Annotated in this window: 15 protein-coding genes; 5 read left to right on the top strand and 10 right to left on the bottom strand. The window is 41.1% G+C overall.

The features are described 5' to 3' along the window. Positions 1 to 269 precede the first annotated feature (269 nt). The 3 genes from Q0N70_RS07255 to Q0N70_RS07245 all read left to right on the top strand — a co-directional run bounded on the left by Q0N70_RS07255 (position 270) and on the right by Q0N70_RS07245 (position 4,305). Positions 270 to 1,172 carry a 1-acyl-sn-glycerol-3-phosphate acyltransferase gene (locus tag Q0N70_RS07255; RefSeq protein WP_294015374.1) on the top strand — a complete coding sequence of 301 codons (903 nt, stop codon included), beginning with the start codon at positions 270 to 272 and terminating at the stop codon, positions 1,170 to 1,172. 163 nt (positions 1,173 to 1,335) lie between these two features. After that, on the top strand, positions 1,336 to 2,742 hold the full coding sequence (locus Q0N70_RS07250; RefSeq protein ID WP_294015372.1) for a hypothetical protein: 1,407 nt from the start codon (positions 1,336 to 1,338) through the stop codon (positions 2,740 to 2,742). A gap of 18 nt (positions 2,743 to 2,760) precedes the next feature. Continuing rightward, positions 2,761 to 4,305, top strand: a complete 1,545-nt coding sequence (locus Q0N70_RS07245; RefSeq protein ID WP_294015370.1) for a peptide ABC transporter substrate-binding protein — start codon at positions 2,761 to 2,763, stop codon at positions 4,303 to 4,305. Here Q0N70_RS07245 and Q0N70_RS07240 read toward each other — a convergent pair. From Q0N70_RS07240 to Q0N70_RS07220, 5 genes are all read right to left on the bottom strand, one after another. Beyond that, positions 4,302 to 5,402, bottom strand: coding sequence for a hypothetical protein (locus Q0N70_RS07240; RefSeq protein ID WP_148228291.1), 1,101 nt, complete (start codon positions 5,400 to 5,402; stop codon positions 4,302 to 4,304). The two genes, Q0N70_RS07245 and Q0N70_RS07240, sit on opposite strands and share 4 nt — an antisense overlap. A gap of 78 nt (positions 5,403 to 5,480) precedes the next feature. Further along, positions 5,481 to 5,966 carry a hypothetical protein gene (locus tag Q0N70_RS07235; protein ID WP_294015367.1) on the bottom strand — a complete coding sequence of 162 codons (486 nt, stop codon included), beginning with the start codon at positions 5,964 to 5,966 and terminating at the stop codon, positions 5,481 to 5,483. A gap of 51 nt (positions 5,967 to 6,017) precedes the next feature. Further along, on the bottom strand, positions 6,018 to 6,827 hold the full coding sequence (locus Q0N70_RS07230; protein WP_294015365.1) for a mechanosensitive ion channel family protein: 810 nt from the start codon (positions 6,825 to 6,827) through the stop codon (positions 6,018 to 6,020). 11 nt (positions 6,828 to 6,838) lie between these two features. After that, on the bottom strand, positions 6,839 to 8,029 hold the full coding sequence (gene coaBC, locus Q0N70_RS07225) for a bifunctional phosphopantothenoylcysteine decarboxylase/phosphopantothenate--cysteine ligase CoaBC (protein ID WP_294015363.1): 1,191 nt from the start codon (positions 8,027 to 8,029) through the stop codon (positions 6,839 to 6,841). Next, positions 8,023 to 8,961 carry an AraC family transcriptional regulator gene (locus Q0N70_RS07220; protein ID WP_294015361.1) on the bottom strand — a complete coding sequence of 313 codons (939 nt, stop codon included), beginning with the start codon at positions 8,959 to 8,961 and terminating at the stop codon, positions 8,023 to 8,025. The genes coaBC and Q0N70_RS07220 overlap by 7 nt, the downstream gene beginning before the upstream one ends. A gap of 110 nt (positions 8,962 to 9,071) precedes the next feature. On the opposite strand from Q0N70_RS07220, the gene Q0N70_RS07215 reads away from it, so the two are divergent. Next, entirely contained in the window at positions 9,072 to 9,500 is a 429-nt protein-coding gene (locus Q0N70_RS07215; RefSeq protein ID WP_294015358.1) for a hypothetical protein, read from the top strand. Between the two features lie 137 nt (positions 9,501 to 9,637). Next, complete coding sequence (locus Q0N70_RS07210; protein WP_273355447.1) at positions 9,638 to 10,498, top strand: flagellin; 861 nt, start codon at positions 9,638 to 9,640, stop codon at positions 10,496 to 10,498. A gap of 87 nt (positions 10,499 to 10,585) precedes the next feature. Here the strand turns inward: Q0N70_RS07210 and Q0N70_RS07205 are convergent, their stop codons facing one another. The 5 genes from Q0N70_RS07205 to Q0N70_RS07185 form a co-directional block, all read right to left on the bottom strand. Beyond that, complete coding sequence (locus Q0N70_RS07205) at positions 10,586 to 11,371, bottom strand: AraC family transcriptional regulator (protein WP_294015355.1); 786 nt, start codon at positions 11,369 to 11,371, stop codon at positions 10,586 to 10,588. A 213-nt stretch (positions 11,372 to 11,584) separates the two neighbouring features. Then, positions 11,585 to 12,634 (bottom strand): sugar ABC transporter permease YjfF, encoded by a 1,050-nt coding sequence (locus Q0N70_RS07200; RefSeq protein ID WP_294015353.1) that lies wholly within the window; start codon positions 12,632 to 12,634, stop codon positions 11,585 to 11,587. Beyond that, positions 12,635 to 13,729: an ABC transporter permease gene (locus Q0N70_RS07195; RefSeq protein WP_294015351.1), complete on the bottom strand. Its 1,095-nt coding sequence runs from the start codon at positions 13,727 to 13,729 to the stop codon at positions 12,635 to 12,637. Then, positions 13,726 to 15,240, bottom strand: coding sequence for a sugar ABC transporter ATP-binding protein (locus Q0N70_RS07190; RefSeq protein WP_294015350.1), 1,515 nt, complete (start codon positions 15,238 to 15,240; stop codon positions 13,726 to 13,728). The genes Q0N70_RS07195 and Q0N70_RS07190 overlap by 4 nt, the downstream gene beginning before the upstream one ends. A gap of 124 nt (positions 15,241 to 15,364) precedes the next feature. Next, the gene (locus Q0N70_RS07185; protein WP_294015349.1) at positions 15,365 to 16,294 is read right to left on the bottom strand and encodes an ABC transporter substrate-binding protein; all 930 of its coding nucleotides are present in this window, start codon (positions 16,292 to 16,294) and stop codon (positions 15,365 to 15,367) included. Positions 16,295 to 16,463 lie beyond the last annotated feature (169 nt).

Below are 16,463 nucleotides of genomic sequence, written 5' to 3'. Positions count from 1 at the left end.
CGATGATACTGCCCCATGGCGGGAAACTAGGACGCGGCCGGCTTCTTTCATACATTTTCCAAAGCCCCCTCCAGTCAGCTGGAGGGGGCTTTCTTTTCCCCGGGAAGCGTCCCGAAGAAATATTGCGATTATTGTAAAATTAGTTATTTTTTTTATTTCGCCATTTCATATCATTTATATCTTTAGTTGACATCTTCATATTTTGTATTTAAAATAGTAAAATCATTTTTTTATTTTCTTAATTGTTTTATATTACGAGGTTATTTTGCATGGAAAAGAAAACAATCCGTGAAGCTTATGCTGACTTTTTTAAAGCCCTTTCATTGAATTCTGTTGCTGCTGCTAAAATTGACAGTTCAAATGTTTATCAACTTGCAAACCCAAAAAATAGAAAGCTCATGGATAAATTGGTTGAAGATAATCTTTTGCCAGAAAGCTATTTAGGCGGCATTGAAAATTTCTTGGATTTTTATAATCAAGTGAAGTCAGGAAAAAGCGGACTGATTTTAATGGAGCATTATTCAAATACAGATTTGCCTGCTTTGCTTTATATGCTTGAGCACAGCGGAAATTCGGATTTGGCTGATCTTTCTAAACGGACTGTTGCAATTGCGGGCATGAAATTAAATGAAGACAATCCTATTGTCCGTGCATTTGCAGAAAGTTTCACAAGAGTTGTAATTTATCCTACTAGAAGCCTCACAAAAAATGAAGAAAATGCTCAGTCTGAAGAAGAGGCAAAGGAAGAGATGCTCAAGGCAAGAAAAATTAATTTGGCTGCAATGCGTGCAATGGATGACTGCAAAAAGCGCGGCGAAGTCATTTTGGTTTTTCCATCAGGAACAAGATACCGTCCGGGACATCCTGAAACAAAGCGCGGATTAAGAGAAATTGACAGTTATCTTCGTTTGTTTGACATTGCGATTTGTGTAAGCATAAACGGTTCGATTCTTGAAATTCAAGACGGAAAAGAAGATATGCTGAGCGATTTGGTTGGTCCAGACAAACTTGTGTTCACTTCAAGTCCTGTTATTGAATGCAAGAAATTCCGCAGTGAATATCTTTCGACTTTGCCAGAAAACGAACCAGATCCTAAGCAGAAAATGATAGATAAAATCATGGACATTCTTGAAGTTCAGCACGAAAATGTGGAGAAGACACGGCTTGCTTAATAAATCGCTTGTGAAGGAAAAAACTTTATTAAGTAACGGTTATTTTTTTCCGAAATTTAAAAGAAAATATTTATCAGCATTGTAAGATAATTCTGCGGAAAAAAGTCTTTTAATTGGAATTGCTCCTTTTGTTCCGCTGTGCTAATATCTTATGGAAAAAAATATGACCGAGAACGAAAATTTTAATCAGAAAATTATTTCAGCTGCAGAAGAGCGGGAGCAATGGTTTGACAATGTTGAGCTTCCTAAGCTTTTGGAAGATTATAGGCTTCATTTTTCCTGCTTGAGGAATATTTTTGACAATCTTGTAAAAAGATCTTTGGTTGTTCCAGATCCGTATAAAAATGACAGCCGGATTACTGCAATTTCCTTGCCTGAAACTTCTTCTTTTGCAGACAATGAGCGTTCAATTGTTCTTGGAATAAGGCTCAGTCAGTACGAAACAATGCTTGATTACGTTTGCAATTTTATGAAATTTTCTGTTTCGCAGCTTGATAACGGAAAAATAAAAAAAATGCTTGAGCTGAACAATACATTTTCCTGGGCAAACTTGAGCGTTAACTCAACTCGGCCGAATACGCGCGCTCTTGCAATTGCCATGAATGAGCTGAAAAGCGGAGTTCAGCCGATTGTTCAAAGTCTTTTAAAGGACAGCGTTTCAAAAACGCAAACTGCAATGGCTGAAATTGACAGCGGCTTAAAGAATCTTGCGGATTTTCAGCGTGAACGTTATAAAATTGAAATCAGAAAAAAAGTTTTTGCAAATCCGTCGTTTGACAAAGAAAAGGCTTTTGCTTCTTCTGGCGCATTGCTTGGTGAAATAAAGCGGCTTTTTCCTTCTTGTTTTCCGGGAAAATCTTTTAATAATGAGCTTGTTTCTGAACTTGTTGCGGAAGAAACTTCACCAGAAAAAGAAAAACTTCAAAATTCTTTGTATGAAAGGCTGAAAGTAAAAGAGGCTCAGGAAGAAAAAAAGACTACAATTGACACTCATGCAATTATAATGGATGCTTTGCGAATTTTAGCGTCAACAGGCGAGCAGTTCAATGCGATTGCTGAAAAAGTCAACTTGAACCACGAAATTCTTCAGAGTGAAAAGAAAACTTTAAAAGACACAATTCTTAGGTTTTTACGGAATATTTTCGGATTGGAAGAGCCTCCTGTCTCTTACGATATTTTTATTACTGACAAGCGCACCGAAGCAAAGAAAAAGGAAACAATAAGATACAATGAATTTTATGCAAACCTTTTGAAGAAAGCGCGGGTTTACGCTTCATTTAGCAGCCCGAATTCGCCCGGATATAAAAAAGCTGACAATCAAAATGATTCAGCGATTCTTGAATATTTGAACAAGCAGATGGTTGAAAATAATCATATTTTTGCGCAGCTTTACGGACTTGATGAATTTTTCAAGAACACTTCAAAAACTGTTGACCGCTCAAGAATCAAAGGCTTGTCAATGGAACTTATGACAATTAAAAATATTATTGTTAAATTCAACCAGAAGCGGGCGGAATATCTTTCCTATGTTGAAGAGCAGGAACAGATGAAAAAGCTTGGAATTTCATAAGTTTTGTCGAGGTTCAATTTGAAAAAAGTTTTTGCAGCGTTAATTTTCTTTTGTCTTAGCGCATTTTCTTTTTCACAGGATTTGCCAAAACAGCGCAGAGTAAATATTTGCGCGCCGCTTCATTCTTATGACATGAATCCCCATACGGCTGCTTTTACTGCCGAAGCTCAGCTTTTTACCGGCTTGTATGAAGGGCTTTTTTCTTATGATCCTGTAAACCTTGCGCCTTTGCCTGCGATTTGCTCATCATATAAAATTTCACGTGATAAAAAACGCTGGACATTTACTTTGCGCAGCGATGCAAAATTCAGCGACGGAACTTTGATAACTGCAAAAGATGTAAGAAATTCCTGGATTTCACTTTTGGAAACTCCGAATGCTCCGTTTGCTTCGCTTTTGGACTGCATAGAAGGCGCATCTGATTTCAGGCAGGGAAAAATTTCTGCGCAGGATGTAAGAATTGATGCGAGAGATGATTTTACAGTTGTCGTTCATTTGACTGAGCCTGCCGGTCATCTTCCGAAAATTTTGTGCCATCATGCTTTTAGTATTGTAAGTGAAAATAAAAATGCCTTTAGCGGAGCTTTTGCGCTTGAATCTTACGATGAAAATGAAATTCTGATTAAGAAAAATGAATTTTACTGGGATTCTAAAAACGTTAAAATTCCTGAAATAAAAATTTCCTTGAGCGATGATTATTCTGAAAATTCCCACAAATTCAATAACGGCGAAATCGACTGGATTATGGGAAATGCCGAAGCTGCAAAAATAATCGACAAGTCAAAACTTTTAATTGGCACAGAATTTGGAACGGTTTATTTTTTCTTTAAAAAACAAGACAATGTCTGGGCAAAAAAAGAATTCCGCGATGCTCTGCTTGAAGCGATTCCTTATGACAAACTGCGCGAAAAATTCAATATAAAGGCTGAAACTTTTATTTATCCTTTGCCGGGCTATCCTGAAGTTGCAGGAATTTCTGATTATGATGAAAATGACGCTTTAAAAATGATGAATGAGGCGCGGCAGAAAAATGGAATTCCGCAGGAAGAAAAACTGCCTTTGATTTTTGCTGCGACTGGCGATGGTTATCTTTCAGAGTGTGCGAATATTTTGAAAAATGCCTGGGAGCCGCTTGGTGTGGATTTTAAAATTCAGACAACGACTTTTGATAGATACAATGCTTCGATTCCGTCCTGGAAAGCCGACTTGTTTTATTATTCTTGGATTGGCGACTTTGCAGACCCTCTGGCGTTTCTTGAGCTTTTCCGCGGAAATTCTTCGCTGAATGTTTCTGGATTTAAAAATGAAACTTACGATTCTCTTTTGCAGGAAGCTTCGCGGATTGACAATATTTCCGAGCGTTATAAACTTATGGCGCAAGCTGAACAAATTCTTTTGGATGAAAGCGTTCTGATTCCTGTTTCGCATCCTGTAAGCGCGCATCTTGTTAATACTGATGAAATTGGCGGCTGGAAAATAAACGGTCTTGATATTCATCCGCTGAAATATCTTTATATAAAGCTAGCTCCGTTTTCAAAAGTTCCGAACTTAGTCTGCTATTAATTTATTATTTCCTTTAAATTTACGCTGATAAAGCCGGCTCTTGCAGTTTTAAAAAAAGAACTTTCTTCCCAGGCGATGTAAAGTGTGTCTCCAGAAACTGCTATTTCGCCATAAGAAAATCCTTTTGGTAAAAGCGGAAGCCTGAATGCTTTTATAGAATTTTCTGATGATTTTTTTATGTAAGTTGTTCCGTCTGAAAAAACTGCCGTTATGTATTTTTTCCCAGTTGAAAATCCTGCATGTGCGCTCAAAAAATTGTCAGATGTTCCAATGTGGCTGTAGTTTTCTGGACTTGTTCCAGATGGATTTTTCCATGAAATATAAAATGAAAACTCTTTGGGAATAGAGGCAAGCAGCGATTTTAGTTCTTCTGGAGATTCTTCAAAAAGCTTGGGCAAAATCATTTTTTTGTAGCCGTTTTCCGTCAATGAATTGAACACAAAAAATTCTTGACCGAGCGCAGGACTGGCTTCTGTCAACGGAACTAAAGGCTGCCAGCAGAAGTATGAAAATTCAACTCCGTTTTTTAATGTTTTTTTTGCAGAGCAAGCCCAAGTTTTTCCGTCCCAAAAATATCCTGTAATTTGATCTTCATCTTTAAGATTTAAATTTGAATAGGAAACTATTGGATAAAAAAGTTTTGAGTCTGGCGCGAATTCAACTAAAAAAGGTCGCGTGCTGTGAATTGTGGTTTGGTTTAAATCCGAATTAAAAAAACTGCTTCTGTACAAGTAAAAAACTGGCTTTCCGTTGCTGAATACCAAAGAGTCTGCTGTGTCCGGAAGAAAAATTGAATTGTCGCAATAAAGTTCTATTTTGTCGTCGTTAAAGCAAAGAAGTCCTTTTTTGTTGACCAGGGCGAATGCAGAAAATTCAGAATTTTTATTTTCTAAATTTACTAGACTTGCCGCGCTTGTTATTCGCACTGATTCTGTCCAGGGCTTTTCATAAACTTCTGGAGCGTTTTGCGGCAAATCGATTTTTTGAAATCCTTCAGTTGAAAAATAGTACCAGTTATGGATTTTTACAGTCGGCAGTTCAGTTGCGGTAGTTTTATTTTTTTCAGTACAAGAAAACAGAAATATTAAATTTGTCACTATGAAAATCTTGAAAAATATATTTTTCATTTTAAATCCTTATTTTAAAATCCATTTTATGATACAACGAATTCTTTTTCATTCCAATAGTTTTAAATCACTCTTTTTGAAATTGCCTGAAGAAATTTTTTTCATAATTCTTTCTTTGTCAAGTTTCCAGACATTTTCTTCAAAGGCGTGGCATTCTTCCATAAATTTTTGCCAGTTGAATTTTGAAAGATATTCGTTTTTGCATGAATCGGAATCCACTGCGGCGGCTGAAATTGAAAATAAAACCTCTGCGGCAAATCCGTCTGAATAAGTCAAATCGTTTCCGTAGGGATAAATTGCACCGTAGATTTTTTTATCTGAATGCGAATAGGCGAGCAAGGCTGTGGCTTCGTTTTTGTTTACTTCAGAATAAAAATTTTCTCCGAGAACGAATATTTCTGAATCCGGCTGATGGCTCGTTTTTACGCTCCATTCGCTAGAATACGGAAGACTGAATTTTTCATTTTCTGTGTAGCTGAAAAATTCGCATGAAAAAAATAAAATGATCGGGCAGATAAATAAAAAGTTTTTCATGCTTATTATATATCCGCGGAATAAAAAAAATTGCAGAAAAAAGTTCAGTTTTTATGTTATTTTTATATTTTCCTGTCTGAGTTCTTTTACAATGCCGGTTAAAATGTCATTTTTAACTTTGATTAAATCTTCATTTTTTAGCCAGACTATAAGTTTTAATTTTGCAGAGCCAATGAGCGAGTCGTAAAAAACTTGCGCTTCTGGAAAGTGGAGAACTGCCGGGCATCTTAATGCAATTTCTTTTATTTTTTGCATTGCTTTTTGCAAGTCGGCTTCGTAGCTTATGTGAATTTCAAAAGTTTGTCTTGTAGTTTTGTAGCTGCTGTAATTTGTCAGCACGGAATTTATTATGCTGCTGTTTGGAATTCTGACTAGCTGATTGTCCAGCGTTTTTATTTTTACGCTTAAAAGTCCTACGGATTCCACAGTTCCGCTTGTTCCGCTTACAGAAATTGTGTCTCCGATTTTCATGGATTTTTCGCCGAGCACAAAAAGTCCGCTTATAAAATTACTGACGCTTGTTTGCGCTGCAAATCCGATTGCAAGTCCTGCAACTCCTGCCGCGCCCCAGATTGCTTTTAAGTTGATTCCGAAAAGGCCCAAAATGTACATTCCGATTAAAACGTAAAAAATGTAGCTTATGGCTTTGTTTACAAGAACTGCGGTATTTTTTTCAAGTTTTGTCGTTGCTTTTTTTCTTATGAATTTTTTTATTAGCCTATAGACAATATAGAAAATTATGACGGAAACAACACTTATTGCAATTTTCAATATGTTTTCAAATGTGAAATATTTTGTAAATTCGTTTATGTGAAAAATGCTTTTTGTTTTTTCAATTGCCTGCGAAAAATTTTCTTCCATAAATTTTCCTTCTATAAAAATGATTTTATTTCATCAAGTATGCGGCTTGCAAGTTCTTCTTTTTGCATCAGCGGAAGTTCTTTTTGAAAATCTTTTGAAATTATTGTGGCTTGGTTTGTGTCCGCCTGAAATCCTGCGCCCGGCGTTTTTAAATTGTTTGCAATGATTAAATCCAAATTTTTTGCTGAAAGTTTCTTTTTGGAATTTTCAATTAGGCTTTGTGTTTCCATAGAAAATCCGCAGAGAATCTGGCCGGGCTTTTTATTTTTTCCAAGGAAAGCAAGAATGTCGTCTGTGCGTTCAAGTTCTATTGAAATGTCTTCGCCTGTTTTTTTTATTTTTTCTGCGCTGATATTTTTCGGGCGGAAATCTGCAACTGCCGCGGATTTTATTACTATGTCTGAATCTGGAAAATTTTCCTTTACTGCTTCAAGCATTTCTTTTGCGTTGGTGATTTTTATTGTCTTTGCATTTTGCGGCGGATTAAGCGATACTGGTCCTGAAATTAAAGTTACTTGCGCGCCTCTTGCTGCCGCTATTTTTGCAATTGCATAGCCCATTTTTCCAGATGAATGATTTGTGATAAATCGAACAGGATCTATTGCTTCCTGAGTTGGTCCGGCTGTAACAAGAATTTTTTTGCCTAGAAAATCTTTTTCAAATGAAATTTCGTTTTCGATAAATTCAAATATTGCTTGAGGCTCAGGCATTTTTCCTTTTCCTTTTTCACCGCAGGCAAGATGTCCTGTTTCAGGCTCAAGAATTTTAAATCCGAATTTTTTGCATTTTTCAAGATTATCTTGCGTTATTGGATTTTCGTACATTGCTGTGTTCATTGCAGGGCAGATTACTTTCGGGCATTTTGCTGCAAGAAAAACAGAAGTAAGCATATCATCCGCCATTCCGTTTGCAACTTTTGCGATTATGTTTGCAGTTGCCGGCGCGATTAAAAAAATATCCGCTTTTTGTGCAAGTGAAACGTGACTTACTTTGAATTCGAAGTTTCTGTCAAAAGTATCTATGAAGCATTTGTGTCCACTTAAAGTTTCAAATGTAATCGGATTGATTATGTTTGTGGCATTTTTTGTCATTAGCACGCGGACTTCAGCTCCTGTCTTTACAAGCATGCTTACAAGTGTTGCTGCCTTGTATGCCGCAATGCTTCCTGTGACTCCGACTAAAATTGTTTTGTCTTTCAGCATATTGTATTTTCCTTTTGCGCGGATTCTGTTTCTGAAGTTTTATTTGACTTTAGCTCAAGGTTTCTGTATTTGAGCGGCGTCATTCCTTTGTATCTGTGGAACATTTTTATAAAATAGCTGAAATCTTTAAATCCGCATTTTTGAGCGATATTTAAAAGCTTGTCGTTGGATTCCCGTAAAAGCGCGCAGCTTCTGCTGATTCTGAACCAGTTCAAATATTCAACTGGAGAACGCCCTGTCATTTCTTTAAAAACACGGCAAAAATATTTTGGTGAAAATCCGGCGGCCACAGAAAGCTGTTCAAGCGAAATGTCGTTTCCGTAGTTCTTTTTTATAAAGTCCAAAACAAGATCAAGTTTTTTGTTTCTGGCTCTTTTTTGCGCTGGAAGAATTTTCTTTTCTGAATAAAAATGATTCTTTTTTAAAAGTCCAAAAAAAACAATCAGTGCGCCGGAAGCAATTATGTCCCAGCCTTCTCTTTGTTCGCGGATTGTGTCGAACAAAAATTCAATTGTGCTGAAAATATCTTTTTGTTCTGCCGGAATATAATTTTTCAGCGAAATATTTTCCAATATAATGTCGTTTATAAAACTGTCCGGGCTGAATCCATGCTGGCGCAAAAGCTCAATGTCAAAAACTGCAGATTCGTATTTACATGCGCTTTTCTCTGGTGCGTCTCCGTGGACAATTTTTCCGGGAATAATGCAAGAGTCTCCTTTGTTCAAGACAATTTCATGATCGCCAAGAAAAAGATTGTAAGTTCCAGAAAGAATGTGGATAAGCTCAAATTCTGTATGCCAATGAAGCCACAAGTCGTAGTACGGATTTTCTGTATTACAAAAATTGTATTGCAACGGAAAAAGTGAAGTTCCGCGCTGCTGCCGTTCATTTACTGGAATTTTTTCTTTCAAATCAGAAGATACTTTTGTCATATTTTTATTTCCGTTCAGATTATATCATGTGATTTTATCAAAAACAACCTTTTGTTGCAGTTGCGCCGCTTTTTGTTGAAATAAAATTTTTTAGAACTTATAATGGCTTCATGCTGACATATTTTATTGCCGCCGCAGTTTTTGCGCTTATAATTTTTTTACTGAATCTTTATATAAAATTCAAATCTTTGGAAAGTAAGAATTCAGAACTTAAAGCTAGAAAAATCCGAAGTGAAAATGCGCAGAAAAAAGGACTTTTGGTTTCGTGTCCGATTTGCGGATCTTCTCTTCTTCCGGGTGAAGATTTGGTCAGCAGAGTTTACAGGCCTATGAATGTTCCAGACCAGCTTTGTACGATAAACGGATGTCCGCATTGCTATCCAAAAGTTGAAACTGGATTAAGAAGAATCTGCCCGGTTTGCCATAAGGAAATTCCTCTTGCAGACGGTCATCTTGTTGCCCGGCTTTTTAATAAAACTGAAGGAAAAAAGCACGTTATTGTAACTGGGTGCAACTCATGCTGCAAAGGAAAAAAATAGCAATTTATCTAAAAAAAATCTAAAGTAAAAAAATCAAACTCCGACAATCAAAATATAGGGTGGTAAACCCAAAGCAGGGGAAGCAGGCACAAAATGTTTGCTTAGAACTCCAGTATCTTGATCATAGGAGATAAATTATGGTTATCAATCACAACATGAGTGCAATGTTTGCACAGCGTTCACAGGGTTTGACTGATTTGAACAACCAGAAGAACATGGAAAAACTCTCTTCTGGAATGAAAATCAACCGCGCCGGTGATGATGCTTCTGGACTTGCTGTTTCAGAAAAAATGAGATCCCAGATTCGCGGATTGAATCAGGCTTCTACAAACGCAAAGAACGGCATTTCTTTCATTCAGACAACAGAAGGATACCTCCAGGAAACTGAAGATATTATCCAGCGCATCCGCGAGCTTGCAGTTCAGTCAAGCAACGGAATCTACACTGACGAAGACCGTATGCAGATTCAGGTTGAAGTTTCTTCACTCATCGCTGAAGTTGACCGCATTGCTTCTTGCGCACAGTTCAACGGCATGAATATGCTTACTGGTCGCTTTGCACGCCCAACAGGTGAAAACAGCGTTACAGCTTCTATGTGGCTCCACATTGGTGCAAACATGGATCAGCGCACACAGGTATATATTGGAACAATGAGCGCAGCAGCTCTTGGACTCCGCGCAGTTGGAACAGAAGAGATTATGACTCTTGAAAGCCCAGACGAAGCAAACCGCGCAATCGGAACTTTGGATGAAGCAATCAAGAAGATTAACAAACAGCGCGCAGACCTTGGTGCATATCAGAACCGCCTTGAAAAGACAGTTGTTGGTCTTGATATTGGCGCAGAAAACCTTCAGGCTTCTGAGAGCCGCATCCGCGATACAGACATGGCAAAGGAAATGGTTGACTTTACAAAGAACCAGGTTCTTTCTCAGGCTGGAACAGCAATGCTCGCACAGGCAAACCAGAGCTCACAGAACGTTCTTTCACTTCTCCAGTAGAATTGAAATCAGCGTAAAATCTGCGTGAAAAAAGCTTCCCTAGAAGTGAAAACTTTTAAGGAGGCTTTTTTTTGTTTCTTCAATTTTTTATTCCCCTTTCTGTTTTCGGTATTGGTGCGGAGAGACGCCGTTCATTTTTTTGAAGGCGCGGATGAAATTCTCACATTCGTTGTAGCCGCATTTCTGGGAGATTTCCTGGACTGTGAGTTCGGTTGTGTTCAGAAGGCGGAGGGCTTTTTCGTTCACAAAAAAATGGATGTCGGACTGCGGCGTAACACCAAATGTCTTCTTGTATAAAACTGAAAAATGCGAGCGCGTAAGGAAAAAATCGTCCGCCATAAGATCGACTGTCCACTTTTCAGGATTTTCCGAAACTTTTTTCCTCAGCTGGTTCAGCCTGAAGCGGATTTCACTTTCGCGCTTTGTTTTTATGCTCGGATAAAGCCGGTTGTTCTGGAGGTTGGACAGAACCTTGCACAGGCGGTCCAGAAGCTCGTGGTCGTGGTTTTCGTAGCGTTCCGTCAGAAAATATGTGATGTCCGTCATCTCGCGCTTGATTATGTCCGCATCGGTCACGTAAAAAATCTCGTCAAACGGAATCTGAAAGTCGTTGAAAAACGTCATGTCCGCCGGAAGAAATTTTATGTAGTCGTTTTCAAATTCGTTGTTCTTGCACCAGTAAATCTGCGGAGTTCCGGGCTTGTAAAGAATGCACGCATTTGCCTGAGTTTCAATCTGTTTTCCGTCCAGCGTTATGACCATGGGATTGTAAAAATGAAGAAGAACACATTCCTTGGTTCCTGAAACGAATTTCATTTTAAAAGAGGATTCTTCGGTTTTCTTGTAAAATGCTCCGGCAAAATCTATTTTCATATAAGATTCAATTATAAACCAAAATTGAAGGAAATGTCAGTCGCGGAATTCGTCTGATCTGCAAAATCCGCCGTGCTCAAAATGTGCTGAAAACGGCTGCTCCAAAAATTTCAGGGCAGCCGTAATTTTTTGCTGGTTGTCATTGTACGCCCGATTTTTGTCATTCCCGCACTTGATGCGGGAATCTTTGTACATACCGATGACAAACTGGATTTACTTTGAATTCTTCCTTGAGAGAACCACGCTCTGAATCAGGAGGAAGAGACAAATCATGAAAGCAACCGTGATGTTCGTCCACCAGGCGTCGTCAAGTCCGAGCGAGGAGACGATGTTCTTGATTGTGGCAAGAGAAAGCACGCCGAAGAATGTTCCCGCGATGTTTCCCACTCCGCCCGTGAGCATTGTTCCGCCGATAATCGAAGACGCAATCGCGTTCATTTCGTAGCCGCTTGCATGGCTTGGAGAAGCCGAGCCTACGTGCATGAAGTACACGAATCCTCCGACCGCTGCAAGAACCGAGCAGATGAAGTGCGCAAGGAATTTTGTCATCTGAACGTTGATTCCGAGCATGTTCGCGCTCTGCTGGTTTCCGCCCACAGCGTAGAAGTTGCGTCCGAGCTTTGTCCACCTTAGCACAAGGAAAAGAATCACGACCACAAGAAGCGCCACGAGAACGCCCGGCTCAACATAAGCCGGAATGTATTTTCCGAGCTTGTTCACCGAGCCCATGCCCGGAACGTAAATTCTTGTTTCTATGAGCTTGACGAATCCCTCGTGCTTTACGTTGAACTGCGTCGCGTTTACGATTGTCGTCATTCCTTTTGCAAAGAACATTCCCGCAAGCGAGACAATGAACGGCTGGATGTCGAGGAACGCCACAAGGAATCCCTGCACAAGTCCGAAGCTTACTCCGATAATCAGCGCATACATAACCGCGCCCGTAATTGTTCCGCCGTTTTTGTCCAGGTGAACTGCGCAGCACATGCATACGAGAGCCGTTACAGTTCCAACTGAAATGTCGATTCCGCCTGTAATCATTACAAGGCTAAGCGCGCACGAAAGAACTATGAGCGAGGCGTTCTCATTCAGCAGGTTGAAGAAAGTCTGGGGCTTCCTGAATCCTGAGCCTAGAAAAATGACCGCAAGAAGATACATCGCCACGAAAACCGCAATTGTAATCACAAGAAGAAGATTTGTGTCTGAAAGCGGTCTTTTTTTTGCAAGCGCAGTCTCATTCTGCTTTTTTTTGTTTAGAAAGTTCATTTAACAGCCTCCATTCGCTACGGCGTGTTTTCGTGCGCCGGAAATCTGTTTTGCCAGCTGCGACATTTTTTCGCGGAATACCGGCGCGCTGATTACAACGAGGATGATTACAACGACGGCCTTGTAAGCCGGAAGCGCGGTTGAGGCTACGTTGAACTTGAACAGCGTTGTCGTAAGGAACTGGATTACGTAAGCTCCAAGAATCGAAGCCCACATATTGAACTTGCCGCCGCTCAAAGCATTTCCGCCGAGCGCGACCGCAAGAATCGCATCCATCTCGATGTCCTTCGCGATAACAGAGTAATTAATAGAAGAAATTCGGCAGACTTTGATGAATCCGGCGACCGCAACGCAAAGTCCCATAATCACATAGGTGATGAATTTTATGAACTGGGGATCTAGTCCGTTCAGTCTTGACGAGTTGCTGTTGATTCCCACCGCCTGCGTGTAAAGTCCCAGGTTCGTGAATTTGAGTACAAGCATCGTGATTATTATGCAGATTATCGCGATGAAAACTGGAGTCGGAATCGGAATTCCCGGAATGAAGTTTCCGAAGTAGCCGAAAACAGGATCCACAACAATCGGAAGCGCGTTGTCGTTAATCCAGGCGGCGATTGAGCGTCCGGCCGTAAAAAGAATCAGAGTCGCGACCATCGGCTGAATCTTGAAGTACGAGACAAGAACGCCGTTGAATCCGCCGAACGCCATGCTCACAATACAGCCCACAAGAAACGCCACAAAAATCGGAGCCTGAAGAGTTTCGGGGCGCGCGTCCGTTCCGCACAGAACACGCAGAATCACCGAGCCTGCAATCGCAATTCCCGCGCCCACAGAAATATCCTGTCCGCCCGAAGCAGCCGTTACAAGCGTCATTCCGATCGCAAGAATCACAAGCTCAGAGGCGTTGTCCAAAATCGTAATCAGGTAGCCTGAAAGAACCGGGAAGCCCTCGCTGTTCTGGCCGAGCGTAATCTTGAAGAATGACGGATCCGCTGCAAGGTTGAAAATTACAAGAATCAGCAGCGCGGCAATCGGAATAAAAATCTGCTTTTTTACAAGTCCAAGAAGGAAGTCCGTGATTTTTTTAGAAGTCATTGTTTTTCTCCTCCTGCGATGGTTTCCATAATCTTTGTCTGGTTCAGGTCATTGCCGGAAAGCTCGCCGACCTGCTTGAGATCGCGCATGACAACAAGACGCGAGCAGGTTCTGAGCATCTCGTCAATTTCGGATGAGATGAACGTAACGCTCTTGCCTTCCTTTGCAAGCTTCAGGACAAGCTCCTGAATTTCCGTCTTTGTTCCGATGTCGATTCCGCGTGTCGGCTCGTCAAGAATCAGGTACTGCGGATTTGAAAGCAGGGCGCGCGCAAGAAGCACTTTCTGCTGGTTTCCGCCCGAAAGGGATTTTATCGGAGTTTCCGCGGAAGCCGTCTTTATCTCAAGCAGCTTGATGTATTCGTCCGCAAGTTTTTCCTGTTCCGCCCGGCTGAACGGCTTGAAGAATCCTCTCATCACCTGAAGCGCAAGAATCAGGTTTTCTCTCACGGAAAGGTCGCCGATTATGCCGTCGCGTTTTCTGTCTTCGGGAAGATAGCTGATTCCGTTTTTCATCGCGTGGATCGGCTTTGTGATGTTCACGCTTTTTCCGTTCACCTTTACTTTTCCGCCGAGGACTTTGTCCGCACCGAATATCGCGCGCACGCTTTCGCTTCTTCCTGAACCTAGAAGTCCTGTGAATCCGTTCACCTCGCCTTTGTAAATCTTGAAGTTGAACGGTTTTACGCCGCCCGTGCTTGAAAGATTTTCCGCCTCGTAGACAGGAACTTCATCCGCGGCGAATACCGGAGCTTCGGAAGACTTGGACGACTTGTCAAGATTCTCAACTGATTTTCCGAGCATTTTTGAGACAAGCTCAAGGCGCGGAAGATCGCGGATTTCGTATTCACCCACAAGCTGTCCGTCGCGCAGAACGGTGATTCTGTCGCAGATTTCGTAAACCTGCTCAAGGAAGTGGGTAACGAAAATAATTCCGACTCCCTTTGCGCGGAGATTGCGCATAAGGCGGAACAGTTTCTGGACTTCCTGATCGTCAAGGGAAGAAGTCGGCTCGTCCAGAATCAGAATCTTGCAGTCCATGTCAACGGCGCGCGCGATTGCGACCATCTGCTGAACAGCGATTGAACAGCTTGAAAGCTGCTGCTCCGCCTCGCACGGAATTTCAAGATCCCTTAGAATTTTTTCGGCTCCTTCATTCATCTTTTTCCAGCTGATGAAAGGCCCTTTTGTTCTTCCTATATACATATTCTCCGCCACGGTAAGGTTGTGGCAGAGAGTTATTTCCTGATAAACTGTCGAGATGCCTGCGTTTTGGGCATCCTGAGGGGAACGGATGTTGACTGTTCCGATTCCTTTTACAGAAACCTGGCCTTCGTCCTTGTGATGAACGCCAGTCAGAACCTTAATCAGCGTTGATTTTCCGGCTCCGTTTTCTCCCATAAGAGCGTGAATTTCGCCTTCACGCAAAGTAAAATCAATATTCTGCAATGCATATACACCGGGAAATTTCTTGTGTATTCCGCTCATTTCAAGAACTGATTTGTCCTGCATGGTCTGCCTCCAAAAAAAACACGGGGTTCAGATTTTTTGACAATCCGAGCCCCGTGTCCAAGGTGTTGGATTCTCCGCCAATTTTATATTTTTTGTTTACAGAAGAATCCGCTTGACAATATGCTTAGATACCGTACTTTGCAACATCATTCTTTGTGATTGTCGCGGCGTCAAATCCTTTTTCTTCCATAATTACAGTCTTTTCCTTTGCGCCGTTCTTGATGATGTCATCAATGTAAGCCGCCTGGAACGGATTGCACTGGCCGTCGTAGTTCCATCTTTTTGCAAGAAGCTCCTCAAGCGCCCATTTGTTGCAGTCGAATCCCATTACGATTACATCTTTTCCGACTCCGTGAGAGATTCCCGCCTTGTCGAGGGCAGCAACCGCGCCTTTTGCCATGTCGTCGTTTTCCGCATAGATTACGTTGAATTTTTTGCCGGAATCGATTACAGCCTGAACAATCTGCTGGGCGTTTTCCGCGTTCCATTCAGCTGTCTGCTGGGCAACGATGTTCCAGTTGCTTTCTGCCTTTGCCTTTTCATCAAGCGCGCCTGAGCGTCCGATCTGAGCGGCTGAACCCATAACACCCTGGATATGGATGATGTTGTATTCCTTGAGATTCTGTCCTGCGAGCCAGTTTACGGCTGTCTTTCCTTCCTGAGCCATGTCAGAAACGATTGATGCCTCGTAAAGGCTTTCGTCAGCGTCGATTGTGCGGTCAAAAAGAATAACCTTGATTCCGGCGTCCTGAGCGTCTTTAAGAACAGAAGTCCATCCTGAAGTTCCTGCTGCGGAAATCAGAAGGTAGTCAACTTCGTCCTGAACCATCTTGCGTGCGGCCGCAATCTGCTCATCGTTTTTAAGGCTGTAGAAGAAAGTCGGTTTGTAGCCGTTCTTCTTTGTGAATGTCTTTTTCATGTCGTTTACGTTCGCAGTGCGGTAGCCCGACTCGTTCGGATCGTTGTTGATGATTCCGACTTTTACCAGTTTTGCGGCGAATGTCGGAAGAACCATCATTGCCATTACAGCAGCCAAAACTAAATTCTTTTTCATGGTTTCACCTCTATGTGTTTGGATTAAGGATGTCCTCTGCACCCCTTGTGATTATGATTATCAACCTGAATCCGGCGGAAAGGAATAGTTTTTTTGTTCCCGATTTTTGAACATTCCTATCATTTTGTTCGGAAATTCGTATTTGATGATAGTTTTGGGCATTTTTTAG

It is taken from the genome of uncultured Treponema sp., from assembly GCF_945873775.1.
In the GTDB taxonomy this organism is placed as follows: domain Bacteria; phylum Spirochaetota; class Spirochaetia; order Treponematales; family Treponemataceae; genus Treponema_D.
Note: the sequence above shows the minus strand (reverse complement) of the source record. Positions and strands in the feature narration are given on the sequence as shown.